This window comes from Chitinophaga oryzae (genome assembly GCF_012516375.2).
Classification (GTDB): Bacteria; Bacteroidota; Bacteroidia; order Chitinophagales; family Chitinophagaceae; genus Chitinophaga; species Chitinophaga oryzae.
In genome coordinates this window covers 5,803,291-5,818,678 of sequence record NZ_CP051204.2, presented here as the reverse complement: position 1 = coordinate 5,818,678, position 15,388 = coordinate 5,803,291, and the positions used below count along the sequence as shown (strand labels likewise).

Genomic DNA, 15,388 nt, shown 5'->3' with positions numbered 1-15,388 from the left:
CGGCCCGGGACCATCGTCCCGGTTTAAAAATATTTCAGCGGAAAATGTTGGTGTTTGCGTTGTCTTTACTACTTAGGTTTAATGCTGGTTTGTGTTAAAACGTTTGATTTTGGTTTCTGTTAATAATTGAATATTCGTTAGCGGTTATACTGCTGGCTATTGTCTCTGTGTTGCCCCTGGAGCTAGCCCCGGGTCCCTGGTGAAACTACAATCCTGTTCCCGTTCATCCGGAACCGTACCATTTTTGTCATTTCCAGGGCTTTAAGCAGCTGTGCAACGGGTTCATTCCGCGACACGATGCCGGAGAGGGTGATATCCTCCATGTCGCCTTCATAGCTGACCTCTACATTGTACCAGCGGGCCACTTCGCGCATGATGGTTTGGATATGGGTGTCCTTGAAGTAGAACTCGCCGTTTTTCCAGCTGAGAATTTCCTCCAGGTTGGGTTTGCTGATGCTGAAGGGGCCGCCGGCGCCCGCCATGGTGGCTTGTTCGCCAGGGTGCAGCAGGTGTCTGGCGTCGCCGCTGCTGACGTTGATGGCGCCTTGCAGCAGGGTGGTGCGGATGGTGGTTTCATCCGGGTAGGCCATCACGTTGAAAGCGGTGCCGAGCACCTGGATGTCCAGCTGTTGCACGGTGACGGTAAATGGTTTACGGTCATCTTTAACAATATCGAAGAAAGCCTCGCCGGTCACTTCCACCTGCCGGCGGTCGGCTGCAAAGGCGGCAGGATAGCGGATGGAGGAGGCGGCGTTGAGCCATACCCGTGAGCCGTCGGGCAGGGTCAGCTGGTACATGCAGCCATGGGGCGTTTGCATGGTATTGTATAGCATGTTGCCGTTGTTGTTGCCGGTCAACTGGTAGGCTACTTGTCCATTGGCCAGCTTCACGATGCGGGTGTTGCCTTGTTGAGCGATGGTGCCGTTGCCCACGCTGTCGAGCGCCAGGCGCGAGCCGTCGCCCAGTATCAGTACGGGTTGTGCTGTCCCTGGCGTAACGGGCTGGCGGGTGGCCAGGGGGACGGCGGGGTGTTGGCGCCGGGAGGCGAACTTCCAGGTGCCGGCCAGCAGGAGGCCGAAGATGGCTGCGGCTGCGGCGTATTTGAACCAGGGCCGGAAAACGGGCGGTTTACGCGCCGGCGGCAGCATAGACAGCTGGGCGTCCTGTTGCCGCGCTTTCAGCAGTATTTCGTCGGCCATCTCCGCCGGATCGTAATCGGCGGCTTCGGCGTAGGCCGGGTTACTGAAAGCTTCTTCCAGCAGGCGGGAAAGCACGGCCTTATTGTCCCGTTCCATCGCCAGCCGGCGGAAACGGTGGATTTCGGACGCATTGAGCGTACCGTTCATATATCCTCTGAACAGTGCTTCAAATGATGTGTCAGACATGCGGATGCTGGTTTAAGGTCATCTGTTTTCCCCTTGTATGATAAAGGACGGCAAACAGGAACAGGGTAAGACAGTAAAATGAAAAAATATTTTAAAAAAAGGCGGTCAGCAGTACCAGTAAAGTAAAAGTCCGCTCCGGATGGCGCTCCAGGTAATCGCGGATGCTGCGCAAGGCCCTGACGATGTAGGTTTGGGAGCTGACTACCGAGATATTCAGCTGCTGCGCGATCTGCGGGTGGCTTAACCCCTGAAAGCGGTGCAGGATAAACACTTCCTTCACTTTGGCGGGGAGATGTTCGATGGCTTTGCTGAGGAGGCTCTCCAGTTCCCGGTATTCCATGCGGGCCTGCGCATCGGGGAGCGGGTCGGCCTGCAGATGGCCCGTCAGCGTGTCCAGGTTGTCGGTGCGCAGCACTTTTTTGGAAAGGAAGTCCATGATCAGGTTGCGTGCACATACATAAATAAAGGTGCCTGCATTGTCTACCTCGGAAAGTTTCCGGCGGTTGTTCCACAATTTCAAAAAGATATCCTGTGAGAGGTCTTTGGCCTGTTCGGGAGAGCGGGTAAGGCGTAACGCGGTGCCATACACCTGCGGCCAGTACGTCTGTACCAGCTGCCGGAAGCTGCGTTCATCGCCGCTGGCAACGGCGAGCAGCCATTGTTTTTCATTATCGTGGTCCAATAGTGGTCTTGTTGATTTAACAGGAGCGTGGTATGAAAATAATACAACGTCCTGTATTTACAAAACGGAGCACCATGCTGTTTTTCTTTTTTAGGGAGATGTGTATCTTGCCCCCATGTTAACACTCGATGACAGGGCCTGGCAATTCCTGAACGGCCCTTATGGTATAGACGAAAGCCTGCCGGAAGCTATTGCCGGATTAAAAGCAGCTTATTCCAAAGAACTGCTGGATGATATTATCTGGGAAAGAATTTATCATCAGAATACGCTGTACGAAAATACGTTCGCTGCCATTCCGCACCTGCTGGAGGTGGTGGTCAACAGTACAGACGCGGAGATGCAGCTCGATATCCTCTGCAGCCTGGCCGTTCTGATTTCGGAAGACTATAACCCGCCGCTGCCGGATACCATCCCGGCAGAATATGAAGATAATACCGATCTCACCCCGGAGCAGGTACACGGCATCTATAATGCCTACCTGCTGGCCTTACAGCAACTACCTGCACTGTGTGCGGCCCTGTTGCCTCAGGCCCGGGCCGGCGCTGAGGAAGACGACAAAACCTACTTTTTAGCGGCGACGGCCGTAGCGCACGGACAGCATGCCTTCGCCCGTGTGTTTATACAGTATAGCGGCGGGGAGGAGTACATCGCACATTGTGAAGCCTGCGGCACAGATACATTTGTTTGGCCCAAAGGAGACCGGCTGTTGCTTTTCCAGGAAGATCCGGTGTTTCACAAAGAGCAGGAAGCGTTGCCCATTACGCCCCATCCGGACAAAACGCCCGCCTGGGACGGTACTACCATTACGGAGGCCAACAGTTACGCCTGGGGATACCATTTCCTGTCGCAGTTGGACATGCCCAATCTGAAGCAGTATTGGCCTTACCTGTTTGGTACCGCCAGCTGCCCGGGCTGTGGTAAACCACTGGTAGTATTTGAGAGCATCCTCGCAGGAATGTGACCATTTACTTCCGCCATCCGTTGCCCGTTTCCCAAAAACGCCGGCCGGAAAAACACCCGGACGCCAACAGGAAAAACAACACCTGGCCGGCCTTCGGGACCGAAGATATATATGATTATATTTTATGCGTTTCGGGGATTTGCCGGCCACCGTGAAATCTATGCTGACAGCGTCTTTGGGATAAGGTGCGGTATATGTTTTTTTTGTATCTTCGGGGGACGGTAATGGGACCCTAAAAAAAACTGAACAGGGACCATCTGCCGGCAAATAAAAAATTATGAATAAATCAGAAAACTCCGGTAAAAAGGAAAATCTCAGTAAAAAAGAAGTCGAAAAAAGAAAACAGCAAAAACAAAGAGAAAAACAGGAGAAAAGAGAAGAAAGGCAGGCGAACAGTAAAAAAGGAAAGAGTTTGGAAGAAATGATGGCCTACATCGATGAGGATGGTAATATTACCTCCACGCCTCCGGACCCCAACAGAAAGAAAGAAGTTAACCTGGAAGACATTCAGATCGGTGTGGCGCGTCAGCAGGACGAAGAACCTGCCAGCCTGATCCGGAACGGGGTGGTCACCTTCTTCAACGAATCCAAAGGCTACGGCTTCATTAAAGACCAGAAAACACAGGAAAGCATCTTTGTGCACGTGAATGGCCTGCTGGACCGGGTACGGGAAAATTCCAGGGTCACTTTTGAGGTGGAGATGGGACACAAAGGTCCTAATGCTGTCCGGGTGAAACTATCGAAATAAGTCTGTCTATTATAATTAAAAGCTGCTGAGTTCCAGCGGAGGTATTGCCCCCGCCGGACATCAGCAGCTTTTTCATTGCAGCTCTTCCTGGTGCTGTATCATCATCAGGTATAACAGGGCTGCCAGCGCCAGCAAAAAGGCCAGTCCGGCCACAGCCAGACAGGAAAGCATTAAAAACAGTGTATTCATGACCGTAGGTTTTTTTTCCAGCGCCGGTGCGTCCACAGCCAGTAGGCGGGTGACTGGCAGATGTCCTGCTCCAGGCGGGCGTTAAAGATGCGGGTAATTTCAAATGGTGCTTCGGTGGCCGGCTGATCGGTGATCAGCGAAAAAGACATCTCCCAGCAATATCCCTCCTGCCTGCGGATAACAGCATACACCACCGCGGCGTCCACCGCTTTGGCCAGCCGCTCCGTACCGGTGATCACCGGCGTAGGCTGGTGCAGGAAGTCCACCACATGTTTGCCCTGAGAGGGCGACTGGTCCGCCACAAAAACATAAGCCCCCGGCGGTAGTCTCCGCTGTAGCAGGTACCGGGGCGCCTCTTCCATCGTCAGCAACTGCAGCCCGAAACGGGAGCGTATCCGCTTCATCAGCCGGTCAAAAAAACGATTGCTCAGCGGCTTGAATACGCCGTATACCGGGCAGCGCAACAAGGCCGGCAACATCGATAAACATTCCCAGTTGCCGTAATGCCCCAGCATCACGATCACCGGCCGGCCCTGCGCCTGGTAGTCCTCAATTAAAGACGCATTATGCAATGTCAGCCGCCGCCCGATATGACGGCGCGGCATCGTCATCATCAGCGGCATCTCGGCAAACAACCGGCTGAAATGCCGGTAAAAATCAATCGCCGTCCGCCGGATCTCCCCGTAGGACTTCTCCGGAAATGAACGCGACAAATTCTGTATCACCTCCGTATAGCGGTAACGCATCACCCTGTATAACAGAAAGTAAATGATCCACGCAAAACCCGCGGGATGAGGGTTGGACTTCATACGCATTGGTTAAAAAAAAGTTAAAGCATCACCTGCAGACAGGGTAACTCCCCGCTGAAGTGTCGGTACTCCGACCGATGCATCATGCAAAGAGACAGCAATGACGAAGTATAATGTTGCGGTAAACGGATTGACTTTTACGCTAAACGGATTTTTTATGGCAAACACATTCAGAAACAACAACGGCGATGTGATATATGTGGACGAGAAAAGTATGCAGATGGAAGACCTCATGCTGACCACAGACAGGAAGGCGCAAACACCTTTCTGGGACATCAGCCTGCGGCAACATTATTATGAAGGCATACATGTGGCACAATGTAAGATCAACGTACATCAGGATATCCACGTTGTCAGCGGGATGGATGCGCCGATCCCGGGAATGGTGTTCGTGCAGCAGGGAAAGATCACCGCCAAAGGCCACGACAGCGGACTTACACACCGTTTCGCGGAAGGACAGCATAACTTCTTCCGTAATCCCTATAACCCGCAGACAAGTGTGTTTTACCAGCAGCAGGACCTGCAGTTGTTGCTCGTAGGGTTCACGCCGGAACGGTTCCTGCAACTGGCGGAAGATGCCGGTCCTTCGCTCTACCAGGCAGCCAACAATATGGTGGCGGGAAAAGACTGGCAACAACTGGAAAACCTGCCGGTAACCAGGCAGATGCAGGCCGCCATCCATGATATTCACACCTGCCGCTTCCAGGGCAGAATGAAAGACCTGTACCTGCAAACCAAAGCGCTGGAACTGCTGTTGCTCCGTTTCGAACAACAGGACCAGCCGGAACGCCCTGCACGAAAAACGATTAAACTATCTGAAACGGATATACGAAAAATATACGCTGCGCGAGAATGCCTGCTGGCAGATATTCATCATCCGCCGTCACTGGGACAGCTGGCGCGGCTGACCGGCCTCAATGAGTTTAAACTGAAAGCGGGTTTCAGGAAAGTGTTTAACAACAGTGTGTTTGGTTATCTGAGAGAGCACCGTTTGGAGATGGCGCGGCAGTTGCTGAGAAAAAAAGAACTGTCCGTAACAGCAGTAGCTTATGAAACGGGTTATACAACAGTGCAGCATTTCAGCAAGGAGTTCAGTAAACATTTTGGGGTAAGCCCTTCGCGGATGGACTAACGCTTAAGCACAGCGCGGTATTTACCCTGTTGCAGTTCCCAGCGGAAATACCGGTCAAAAAAAGCTTTGCGCTCAGTGGCCGTCATACGGTCATTGAGCTTTTCGCGCAATAACTGTTGCAGGGCGGCAGGAACCGCCTGGCTCGTAATACTGTTGTCGGATAGGGAAATCGTATTGATCAGGCAGGTGTCTTTGCCAAAGAAACCACTGATGGCCGCAACGGCGCGCTTGTCGGGCGACATATCATAAGCCACGGAAGTTACCGGCATCCGGTAGGGGTATTGTTTACCTGCCGACAGGTCGAAAATAGTGCTTTGAAAATATCCTTCCTCCGGGGAAAATTCTTTTTCATGCACCAGATATTTGTCCTGCAACAATTGGTAAGGCTGCTGGTTGCCGTTGTTGTAAAGAAACCAGTAACGCGGTTTCCCCTGTTGTTCTTCTATCAGGTATACCGGGAAATTAAAGGTCTGTGCAATGTGTACCAACAGCTTGCCTGGCAGGCTGTCCAACGGTTGCACGCTGAGGTAATAACCCGATTCGTTGGACCGGTTGGTGACATCAGCAGGAGAGATGTTGCGTCCCTTATAGCGGATACGGTAGTTGTAAAGCGTGTTTTTATTATCCGTGTCCCGGGTGTTGTACCGCTGCTTGCTGGTGATGACCGTAAAAGGCCCATAGTCCCGCTCTTCGCTGCAGGCGCTCAGCATCAGCAGGCTTAAACTGATAGCGATAAGGTTAAGACTTTTTTTCATCAATGAAAGATAACTTTATTTCTCTGTTTTTTCCCGGTTGTGATTTTTTTAACATTTCTGAAAGGTTACCTTTTCCGGGCCATAGGTATAAACGGAAAAATCACCCTTATGCGTATCCCGATCCGTTATTTAGTTATTCCCGTTTTCGCTCTTGCTGCCTGTAGCAATAACAAATCAGCGTATTATGATGAAAATGCCGCTCCGGCAGCTGAAAAAAATGCCGGTGATTATGTGGCTACGGCAGATTCTACCAGTTTTTCCACGGACATGTCCCAGCTCACTTCCGCCTCCCGTAAACGGGTGCGCACAGCAGATGTTCGTTGCCGTGTAACAGACGTGTTCCGGGCTTCCACCCGCATGGAACAGGTAGTGTCTTCGGTGCAGGGTATCGTAGTGGAAAGTACCCTGAAGAACGAGTACGCCAAACAGTACGAGCTTCCTTACACGAGCGACTCGCTGCGGCGCATGCAGTTATATACGCCTACGGCCAATCTCACGCTGCGCGTACCGGTGGCCAGTCTCGACTCCGTAGTAAGCACCCTGACTGCTATGGCGGTATTTATCGATCACCGTGCATTAACTGATCAGGATTACACCCTCGCGTACCTGTCCAATGCACTGAAGAATAAAAAGACAGGTCATTCCGCAGCGACCATTGCAACCAACAAAAACACCACTACGCTGGACGTAGCGAAATATGAAGATCAGCAGGCGGAAACAAAAATTGACCGGAGCATGTCCAACCTGAAGCTCCTTGATGATGTGGCTTATGCCACCTTCACCGTGGAACTGTTCCAGTCGCAGGCCGCCAGCGTGGAAACCATCGTTAATCCGCATTACGTGTCCCGCGCCGGCTTTGGGGCGGAGCTGCGCACTGCTGTTACCGGTGGCGCCAATATGCTGCGTGATCTGCTCCTGTTTTTTGTGAACATATGGCCGCTGATGATCATGGCGGTACTGGGCTGGTGGGGATACCGGCGTTATCGTAAAATCTCCGTAAAATAGGATTCCGTACTACCTGTTTTGCATACTGCTGATAAATTCGCTGAGCGCAGTGTTGCCCGCCAGCCGTATGTTAATTCTTCGTATAGTCGTATCCGACATAAACCAGTTCATGGTATAGGAAGGTTCTCCTTTGGGGAACCTTTTTCTTAATGGGTCCTGTTGCCATTCCAGGCTGTCTTTGTACAAAGGTATCTGCACATAGGATGCTTTCTTATAATAGTAGTCATTGATATCGCTGACATAATGTGAAAGCCGTATATCGTTGACCGTAGTCTGCATCCCATAAGCGCCGGCGATGGTCAGTATCGGTGCAAACAGATCGTTTTTGACCGGCGCCACGGAACGGAAAGATGCCTGGCCGGGAATAACGGGGCTGTTGGTAATGTGCAGCACCTTAAAGTGCAGACGGCTGATCTGCTGGTATAGCAGGCTGCTGTCTCCATGCAGGTGGCGGTCGTCTTCCCCTATGTTGATAATGCCGCGGATGATTTCCTGGATAACGCCGGCGCCGGAATTATCGAAATAGCCGCCATCCACGAAGTACTGGTCCTGTATCCTGCCGGCGGGGCTCAGGTAGGGGAACCGTGCGCCCAGTATAGCGCCGGAGGTGATGGTAATATCGGAGTCATGCCGTAATAAACTGAGTACGTCCACACGGTTGTTGAAGATGTCTGCATCGAGCCGGAGGTTGGTGACAACGCCGGGATTGCCGTCCTGCATACGGGTGGTGTTGATGCATAATACCGGCAGAAACACCGTGTCTGCCTGCATAGCGGGAAAGGACGACATCGTGGCGTCGAAGGGTACCCGGTACAGGGAATCACCGGCTACGTCGGCGCTGCGCTCAAAAGACTCCTCCAGCGCTGCGGCGCGGTCAGCCGCCCGGGAGGTGCGGATAATGTACCGGAAAAAATCCGGTCCCAGCATCCGAGCGAAAGTGTAGCTGAAATAGTCCTGTTTCAGATAGGTCATGGCTGATTTAGCATACAGCGGCTGCTCATGCGTCCTGTCTCTCAGCATGGAAAAGAAGGTGGCCACGCCCACACCGCCGCCGGAAGTGCCCGAGAGGCAAAAAACGTGTCGCGAGAAACGGTCGTCCGGACGCTGGCGGATACTGGCGTCTTCTATTTCACCCAGCACGGCGGCGGTCCAGTAGGCTGACCGGGAAGCGCCGCCGTTGGCCATCACAAAATACACCTCGTAGGTGCTGTCGGCCATAATGGGACGGGTACGCAGCCATGCCCGCAGGTAAGTGTCCAGCGACGGCCTGGCTTCATAATGATTTCCGTTTTTGGCGGTGGTCAGTTTCACGTAATGCGTTTCCTTCAACCCGAAAATCAGCGCGGTGACGATAAAAAGCACATGGAAACTGATGCGGTAGCGGACAGACAAGGCGGTGACAATGTTGCCAAATAACAACAACATGCCGAATGCAAGCAACAGAAAGGGGAATGGTCCCAGCCGCCTCGCAAAACCGAGACTATAGATAGCGGCCACATAGGTGATAAGCGCTGCGCAACCGATGATAATAAACCAGCGGAAAAAACTCTTTTCCGTGCGCGGGATAAAAAAGTAGCTCATGATACTGTCCAGCGGCGTATGCGTGAGCAGCAGGCTTTTGCGGGCGGAGATATCCAGTTCTACCCGCCGCAGGTGGGTATACAGCAGGAACAGGGCGTGTAACAGCACCAGCAGCGCCAGCAGCAACAGAATGCTGATGCGGGGTATGAAACTGGTGGCAATTACCGTGGCCAGCCAGGAGATCAGCAGCACCATAAACACCTTCCGGAAAGCCGGTTGCATAGATAGCCGGTTGAGCGGCCTGTTGAGAAAATACAGCAGCGTAAGCACCGCAACAAAGATGATCCAGCTCACGGTGCTGCTCAACGGATGGAATAATACCGGTGATTGCAACATGGCCAGTTCCAGCAACAGGAAGCAGCAATGCCCCAATACCCTTGGAAATTCGTCGAGAAAAGGCTGGCTGACAGGAAAACGGTCGTTATGGTCGTTGTAGGCCCTTGTGGCCGCTGCGTCAGAGATCTGTGCTTCGTCCTTTACATCGGCTATCAGCCGGGTGCGTTTGATGTAAGCGATGATCCTGGAAGAATACCAGCTTACATATACCCAGAACCCGATGGCCAGGAAAAATACGATCCGTTCACGATAGGTGTTTTCCGTATAGGCAACAATCACGTCTTTGCCCTGGTCCAGCGACCAGCAGATGAAAATGATCAGCAGGAGGAAGATAATCCCGGGAAAGAACAGCCAGATGGCTTTAAGCAGGTGCGCAGCCAGCCGGAGCAGGTTTTTCAGTAGTAGTAACATAACGGCTTCAATTTGGGATATGCTGCTACTAAGATAAAGAATCCCGCTGCTAATGTATTGGCGTCAAAAGGATTAATATCGCAGAATGTGCTTACGCCTGTGCGTCACGCATCTTTTTTATCCTGTCATGTTCCGTTTTTAGGGTAGACCGCTGCTGTGTGAGCATTTCACGCAGATAAGCCGGCAGGTGGTCTTCCTGTAATGCCTGCGTGTAGGCGCGCATGGCGGCATCTTCCTCCGTCTCACAGTCGGAAAGGATCGCATGACGGTCATGACCGGTGAAGACGCTCTTCAGCTCCATCCATGCGTGGTATAACTTTCCGCCGGTGGTCTTGCCTGTTTCCATCTCGCCGCCCAGTCCCTGTACTTCTTTGCCCAATGCATTGCGCATGGTACGGCTTTCATCGATCATATGCGTGAAAAGCTCCTGCAGGTCGGCGTCTTTGCCTTTGATGTCCTTCAGCGCTTTTTCATACCCGGAAATACGGTCATTGTTGATCCCGATGAGATCGTTGAGTGTTTCTACGGTGGCTGTGTTTGTGTTCATAGCTGCAAGGTTTTATACCCCACCATCCGCTATAAGTATGCCAGCAGATTTGTGTATCTTCGACGCTATTTTAAGAAAGATGAGAAACTGTTTACATCTGTTGTTGTTATGCCTCGGCAGTCTGCTGTTAAGTACTGCCACCTATGCCGGAGGCTTGTCAGCCTGGAATGAACCCACGCCCGGCGGCCATAAAATGGAATATGACGGGACCGCTCCCGCGATAGCTTTTTTCTACGGGGAAGGCTGTGATTCGGCCAACAGCTCCCTGGGGTTGAAAACCTGGTATTTCTACAAAAATCACATTATCGGGGAAGGAGACGGCACGTTTTACGTGATCGATGAAGGTCGTTGCGCGGTACAGCGTTTTAACAACGAAGCGGCTTTTAAGGCTTACCTGTCGGAGCACAGGCTTACCCCGCGCCTCTGGAAACGGACCTATCATCCGCTCAACATCTGGGACTACTGGGATGAGCTACTGTTCATGTCATTTTTTTTCAGCCCGGTATTGCTGCTGTTGCTGATAGGAGATGTGGTGGTCCTGGTAGGACTGTCACGGGGTAAAAAACGGGCGGCCTGGAAATATGTTTACCTGGCGGCGCTGCCCCTGGTGTACATTATAGCGGGGCTGTTGCAGCATTTTCCGCAAAGCTGGTAGCTTCTATCCGGAACACGGCTGTTTCCGCGTGGCGGGAAGCGACGATGATCTGCGTGCCGTTGGCGTGCTGGTCAAACAGTTGCTGTACCAGGTGAGGATTGTTGTTGTCCTGCGACAGGTGGGAGAGCAGGAGGTGTGTCATGAATGAAGGGCGGTACTGCGTGAAAATCTCCAGCGCCTGCCGGTTGGACAGGTGCCCTTTGCCGCCGCGGATACGGTTCTTGAGGTAGTAGGGATAACGGCCCTGCTCCAGCATCTGTTCATCGTAATTGGCTTCAAGAAAGGCGGCGTGGCATTGCCGGAAATGACTGAGCACATGCTCGCAGGGAGCGCCGATATCCGTAAAGATGCCGATGTTGACCTGGTTGCCGGATACCATGAAACTATGCGGCTCTACGGCATCATGGTGCTTGGGAAAGGCGGTGACAGTAAGGCCGCCTACCTGTACCGGCTGATAGGCCAAAAACGGCATGACCCTTTGCAGGGCGAGGTTGCCGCCGGCCAGTGTGCTCTGGGTGATATACACCGGTAACTGATGTTTTTTGGCTAATACCGTTACCCCCCTGATATGGTCTGAATGTTCGTGGGAAATGAAAACAGCTTTCACTTTCGTCATCGACAGCCCGAGGCGTGCCATCCGCTTTTCCGTTTCCCGGCAGGAGATACCTGCATCAATCAACACTGCTTCCTGACTGTTACCGATATAATAACAGTTCCCGTTACTCCCCGAGTTCAATGACGTAATAAAAAGTGACATGCCGCCAAAGATAGAAATATTTGGTTATTTGGATATTTAGTTATTTGGATATTGAGGTGCTGAGTACATAAATAACCAAATAACCCAATACCCAATATCCAAATAACCAAATAACTAAATGATCATAGGTTGGCTGTCTGCAACATGAACCGGTGCAGGTCTGCGTTTTTTATGAACGATGGCAGCTGTGCGCTTCCCGGACCGGTCATGGCCAGTTCCACGTAATCGGCGGTATGGTCCATGCCTCCCCAGCCGATGGCGGTGTGGGCGCTTTGTATGGCGGCCAGTTCTTTAAACGGCAGCTTACGGGGATTGTACAGTCCATCTCCATCCAGGCGGGTATAGTGTGCCAGCAGTGAACTGGCTTGTGCGGGCGTAATCACGATGCCCTGTGCATATTCTATGCGGGCTATCAGCGCAGCGGGAGACGTGTCGCGCTGAATGCCGTTCAGTATCCAGTCATTGGTATGGCGTACATGCTGCAGTGTATCGAAACGGTCGTTGGCTTTGTCGCTGTAATAAAGGCCCGGATTGGCATTGCCATGATCGGTGGTGATGATGACGAGGGTGTTTTTGTCAGCTTCCGCGAAATCCAGCGCTACTTTAATAGCATCGTCAAAGGCCAGCTGATCGTAGAGCAGTGCGGCGGCATCGTTGGCATGGGCCGCCCAGTCGACTTTACCGCCTTCCACCTGTAGCATAAACCCTTTGGGATGAAGGGCGAGGCGTCGGATAGCCTGGGCAGTCATCTCAGCGAGCGTAGGCAGCTGTTGCCGGAGGGTGGCGTCCTGCTCCCGGTCCAGCGCATAGGGAAGGCCGTTCTCACAAAATGCGCCGATGACCGGAGCGGCGGGGAAAGCGGGCAACTGCAGGAGGCTATCGCGGTTTTCTGCCACCGTGTAACCGTTGGTTTTATATTGCTGCAGCAGGTCCTGTTTGTCTTTTCGTGTGCCGGGGAGGAAGTGTTCCCGGCCGCCGCCCAGCATAACGTCGAACCGCAAAGGCAGGTACTGTTGGGCAATTTCGGCCATGTCGCCACGGTGACTGTTGTTGATACAAAAACCTGCCGGTGTGGCGTGCGTAATGGGTACGGTGGTGACACAACCGGTAGCTTTGCCTGCTTTCCTGAATTTCTGCAGGATGGGCGTATAGTGGGTGCCGTCCGCGCCTACGTTCAGGCTGCCGTTAGGTACGCGCACGCCGCCGCCCCAGGCGGAGCTGCCGGCCGCGGAGTCGGTGATAAGCGAACTGGCAGAGGCAGTGCTCATGAGCGCCCTGGCGGCTTTACCGCTTTCATACAGCTGCAGCCAGTGGCTCTGCCGCCCCTCCTTGCGCTGCCGCAACAGGCTGGCCATGGTGAGCGTGCCGTTGCTCATGCCGTCGCTGACCATAAAGATAATGTTGCGTGCATGGCCGGTGCTGTCGCCATAGGCGTCCAGGTTACCGTTGCCGCGTTGTTTCGCCGGCTGCCCTATGGCGCTTAGAGGCCCTGCCAGCGCTGTTCCCAAGGTGCCGATGGCGGTGTTCCTGAAAAAATCTCTCCTTTTCATATATCGTTTTGTGGTGCACAAAAGTAATCGCCTGGAAATAAATGCAACGTAGTTGCAAATTAAGTTTGTGTAAACTTACTATATTTGCAACTATGTTGCAAAATAGTACGATGTTATACCTGGCCTGGGACCCGTCACCCGAAATATTCCACATCGGTGGTTTTGCATTGCGCTACTATAGTGTGGCGTTCATGGCCGCCTTCATAGCGAGTTATATGGTGATGCGGTATGTGTTTGACCGGGAAGGAAAAAACAGGGCGCTGCCTGACCGCCTGCTGGTATATGTGGTAGTGGGCACTATTGTGGGCGCCCGGCTGGGGCACTGCCTGTTTTATGAATGGGATTATTTCCGCTACCACCTGGCGGAAATAGTATTGCCGTTCCGGTGGGAGAGCGGTTACTTCAGGTGGACCGGCTACCAGGGACTGGCCAGTCACGGCGGCGCCATCGGCATATTGACGGCGGCAGCGCTGTTTGCCCGCCGCTACAACGTACCGCTGGTATGGCTGCTGGACAGGCTGGCCATCGTTATTCCGCTGGCAGGCGCTTTTGTGCGGACAGGGAACTTCTTTAATGCGGAAATTATCGGTAAACCGTCTCACCTGCCGTGGGCGGTGATATTTGTGCAGGATGACCTGTTGCCCCGCCACCCGGCGCAGCTCTATGAAGCGCTCTGTTACCTGTTCATCTTCGGCCTGCTCATCTTCCTGTATAAAAAAAACAAAGGGATACAAAAACCGGGATTTATCTTCGGCCTCCTGTTGATACTGGTGTTTGGCGCCCGTTTCCTGATCGAATTCCTGAAAGAGAACCAGGAGATTTTTGAAAACGGTTACCTGCTCAATATGGGACAGCTGCTGAGTTTACCGCTGATAGCGGCCGGCATTTATTTTATGGGATTTTACAACGAAAGTCATGCGAAAAAATAATCCGATCAACGTATATCTGCTCACCGGCTTCCTTGGTGCTGGCAAAACCACGCTGCTCAACGGGCTGTTGCAACAGAGCCGCGACCTGCGCAACATCGTTATCGAAAACGAATTCGGTAAAGTGAACATCGATGCATCGCTGGTGGCGGCGCAGATTGAAAATATCTATGAACTGACCAGCGGCTGTATTTGTTGCTCGCTCGACAATGAATTGCTGGAGGTGCTGGGAGGCATTCTGAGACTGGAAGAGCAGCCCGACCAGGTGTTTATAGAAACGACGGGCATCGCGGACACCGGTAACATCATCGGCATGTTCAGCATCCCGGACGTGAAAGCCCGTTTCCGGCTGGTGTCTACCGTCTGCGTGGCAGATGCGGAGAATGTGGAAACGCGCCTCGAACAGGTGACGGAAGTGGGTAAGCAGCTCTCCTGCGCCGATGTGATCGTGCTGAACAAAACCAAAGACCTTCCTTTGCCGGAACAACTGCGGTTGCAGGCATTGCTGGAGAATATCAATCCCCTGGCATACATCACGGCTACTGCCGACGGCCAGGTGACCCTGGCCGACATGCAGTCGCAGGAACGCCGGGTCCCGGCGCCGGCTATGGGCCCGTCAGCGGACGGTGCTGCGTGCGTTGTGCCGGCGGAAAAAACACCGCATAAGATCAACACCGTGCTGTTTGAATCGCCCCGGCCGTTTGACCTGCAGATGCTGGCCTTTGTGCTCGAAATGAATTTTAACGTGTATACCGACCAGTTATACCGCATCAAAGGATATGTAGCGGTGAAAGATCAGCCCGAAAAATATCTCGTACAGTCTACCGGCAACTACCTCAGTATTGTACCGGCAGGCCCCTGGGGCGATACGCTGCCGTCATCCACACTGGTATTTATCGGTAAAGACCTGAAAAGCGCTACCATAGAGCGTATCCTCCGGCCTGCACTGAAGTGAGCGG

Annotated in this window: 15 protein-coding genes; 7 read left to right on the top strand and 8 right to left on the bottom strand. The window is 52.9% G+C overall.

Annotated elements, in window-relative coordinates:
- Positions 1–182 precede the first annotated feature (182 nt).
- Together HF324_RS22890 and HF324_RS22885 are read right to left on the bottom strand one after the other, a co-directional pair.
- Positions 183–1,385, bottom strand: coding sequence for a FecR domain-containing protein (locus tag HF324_RS22890; RefSeq protein ID WP_168860907.1), 1,203 nt, complete (start codon positions 1,383–1,385; stop codon positions 183–185).
- 91 nt (positions 1,386–1,476) lie between these two features.
- Positions 1,477–2,067 (bottom strand): RNA polymerase sigma factor, encoded by a 591-nt coding sequence (locus HF324_RS22885; protein WP_168804708.1) that lies wholly within the window; start codon positions 2,065–2,067, stop codon positions 1,477–1,479.
- A gap of 115 nt (positions 2,068–2,182) precedes the next feature.
- Here HF324_RS22885 and HF324_RS22880 point away from each other — a divergent pair, with 115 nt between their 5' ends.
- Positions 2,183–3,028 (top strand): hypothetical protein, encoded by an 846-nt coding sequence (locus HF324_RS22880; protein WP_168860906.1) that lies wholly within the window; start codon positions 2,183–2,185, stop codon positions 3,026–3,028.
- Positions 3,029–3,305: 277 nt separating this feature from the next.
- Complete coding sequence (locus HF324_RS22875; protein ID WP_168804706.1) at positions 3,306–3,776, top strand: cold-shock protein; 471 nt, start codon at positions 3,306–3,308, stop codon at positions 3,774–3,776.
- Between the two features lie 185 nt (positions 3,777–3,961).
- On the opposite strand, the gene HF324_RS22870 is transcribed toward HF324_RS22875, so the two are convergent.
- Positions 3,962–4,774 (bottom strand): lysophospholipid acyltransferase family protein, encoded by an 813-nt coding sequence (locus HF324_RS22870; RefSeq protein WP_168860905.1) that lies wholly within the window; start codon positions 4,772–4,774, stop codon positions 3,962–3,964.
- Between the two features lie 157 nt (positions 4,775–4,931).
- Here HF324_RS22870 and HF324_RS22865 point away from each other — a divergent pair, with 157 nt between their 5' ends.
- Entirely contained in the window at positions 4,932–5,906 is a 975-nt protein-coding gene (locus HF324_RS22865; protein ID WP_168860904.1) for a helix-turn-helix transcriptional regulator, read from the top strand.
- Here the strand turns inward: HF324_RS22865 and HF324_RS22860 are convergent.
- The gene (locus HF324_RS22860; RefSeq protein WP_168804703.1) at positions 5,903–6,661 is read right to left on the bottom strand and encodes a hypothetical protein; all 759 of its coding nucleotides are present in this window, start codon (positions 6,659–6,661) and stop codon (positions 5,903–5,905) included. The genes HF324_RS22865 and HF324_RS22860 overlap by 4 nt on opposite strands.
- Before the next feature lie 108 nt (positions 6,662–6,769).
- On the opposite strand from HF324_RS22860, the gene HF324_RS22855 reads away from it, so the two are divergent.
- Complete coding sequence (locus HF324_RS22855; protein ID WP_168860903.1) at positions 6,770–7,666, top strand: DUF4349 domain-containing protein; 897 nt, start codon at positions 6,770–6,772, stop codon at positions 7,664–7,666.
- A gap of 9 nt (positions 7,667–7,675) precedes the next feature.
- Here HF324_RS22855 and HF324_RS22850 read toward each other — a convergent pair whose 3' ends face one another.
- The gene (locus tag HF324_RS22850; protein WP_168804701.1) at positions 7,676–9,994 is read right to left on the bottom strand and encodes a patatin-like phospholipase family protein; all 2,319 of its coding nucleotides are present in this window, start codon (positions 9,992–9,994) and stop codon (positions 7,676–7,678) included.
- Between the two features lie 91 nt (positions 9,995–10,085).
- Positions 10,086–10,541, bottom strand: a complete 456-nt coding sequence (locus HF324_RS22845) for a PA2169 family four-helix-bundle protein (protein ID WP_168804700.1) — start codon at positions 10,539–10,541, stop codon at positions 10,086–10,088.
- 79 nt (positions 10,542–10,620) lie between these two features.
- On the opposite strand from HF324_RS22845, the gene HF324_RS22840 reads away from it, so the two are divergent.
- Positions 10,621–11,196: a hypothetical protein gene (locus HF324_RS22840; RefSeq protein WP_168804699.1), complete on the top strand. Its 576-nt coding sequence runs from the start codon at positions 10,621–10,623 to the stop codon at positions 11,194–11,196.
- On the opposite strand, the gene HF324_RS22835 is transcribed toward HF324_RS22840, so the two are convergent.
- Positions 11,156–11,953 (bottom strand): MBL fold metallo-hydrolase, encoded by a 798-nt coding sequence (locus tag HF324_RS22835; RefSeq protein WP_168804698.1) that lies wholly within the window; start codon positions 11,951–11,953, stop codon positions 11,156–11,158. The two genes, HF324_RS22840 and HF324_RS22835, sit on opposite strands and share 41 nt — an antisense overlap.
- Before the next feature lie 122 nt (positions 11,954–12,075).
- Complete coding sequence (locus HF324_RS22830; protein ID WP_168804697.1) at positions 12,076–13,503, bottom strand: alkaline phosphatase; 1,428 nt, start codon at positions 13,501–13,503, stop codon at positions 12,076–12,078.
- A gap of 92 nt (positions 13,504–13,595) precedes the next feature.
- Here HF324_RS22830 and lgt point away from each other — a divergent pair, with 92 nt between their 5' ends.
- Positions 13,596–14,432, top strand: a complete 837-nt coding sequence (gene lgt, locus HF324_RS22825; protein WP_220101223.1) for a prolipoprotein diacylglyceryl transferase — start codon at positions 13,596–13,598, stop codon at positions 14,430–14,432.
- Positions 14,419–15,384, top strand: a complete 966-nt coding sequence (locus HF324_RS22820; protein WP_168860902.1) for a CobW family GTP-binding protein — start codon at positions 14,419–14,421, stop codon at positions 15,382–15,384. Before lgt ends, HF324_RS22820 begins: the two co-directional genes overlap by 14 nt.
- Positions 15,385–15,388: the final 4 nt, after the last annotated feature.

What these genes read in the sequence shown, in the direction of transcription:
- HF324_RS22865 (WP_168860904.1), top strand. Translation starts at nt 4,932, where the DNA reads ATGGCAAACACATTCAGAAACAACAACGGCGATGTGATATATGTGGAC.
- HF324_RS22880 (WP_168860906.1), top strand. Translation starts at nt 2,183, where the DNA reads ATGTTAACACTCGATGACAGGGCCTGGCAATTCCTGAACGGCCCTTAT.
- HF324_RS22860 (WP_168804703.1), bottom strand. Translation starts at nt 6,661, where the DNA reads ATGAAAAAAAGTCTTAACCTTATCGCTATCAGTTTAAGCCTGCTGATG.
- HF324_RS22875 (WP_168804706.1), top strand. Translation starts at nt 3,306, where the DNA reads ATGAATAAATCAGAAAACTCCGGTAAAAAGGAAAATCTCAGTAAAAAA.
- HF324_RS22850 (WP_168804701.1), bottom strand. Translation starts at nt 9,994, where the DNA reads ATGTTACTACTACTGAAAAACCTGCTCCGGCTGGCTGCGCACCTGCTT.
- HF324_RS22845 (WP_168804700.1), bottom strand. Translation starts at nt 10,541, where the DNA reads ATGAACACAAACACAGCCACCGTAGAAACACTCAACGATCTCATCGGG.
- HF324_RS22835 (WP_168804698.1), bottom strand. Translation starts at nt 11,953, where the DNA reads ATGTCACTTTTTATTACGTCATTGAACTCGGGGAGTAACGGGAACTGT.
- lgt (WP_220101223.1), top strand. Translation starts at nt 13,596, where the DNA reads ATGTTGCAAAATAGTACGATGTTATACCTGGCCTGGGACCCGTCACCC.
- HF324_RS22820 (WP_168860902.1), top strand. Translation starts at nt 14,419, where the DNA reads ATGCGAAAAAATAATCCGATCAACGTATATCTGCTCACCGGCTTCCTT.
- HF324_RS22830 (WP_168804697.1), bottom strand. Translation starts at nt 13,503, where the DNA reads ATGAAAAGGAGAGATTTTTTCAGGAACACCGCCATCGGCACCTTGGGA.
- HF324_RS22870 (WP_168860905.1), bottom strand. Translation starts at nt 4,774, where the DNA reads ATGAAGTCCAACCCTCATCCCGCGGGTTTTGCGTGGATCATTTACTTT.
- HF324_RS22855 (WP_168860903.1), top strand. Translation starts at nt 6,770, where the DNA reads ATGCGTATCCCGATCCGTTATTTAGTTATTCCCGTTTTCGCTCTTGCT.
- HF324_RS22890 (WP_168860907.1), bottom strand. Translation starts at nt 1,385, where the DNA reads ATGTCTGACACATCATTTGAAGCACTGTTCAGAGGATATATGAACGGT.
- HF324_RS22840 (WP_168804699.1), top strand. Translation starts at nt 10,621, where the DNA reads ATGAGAAACTGTTTACATCTGTTGTTGTTATGCCTCGGCAGTCTGCTG.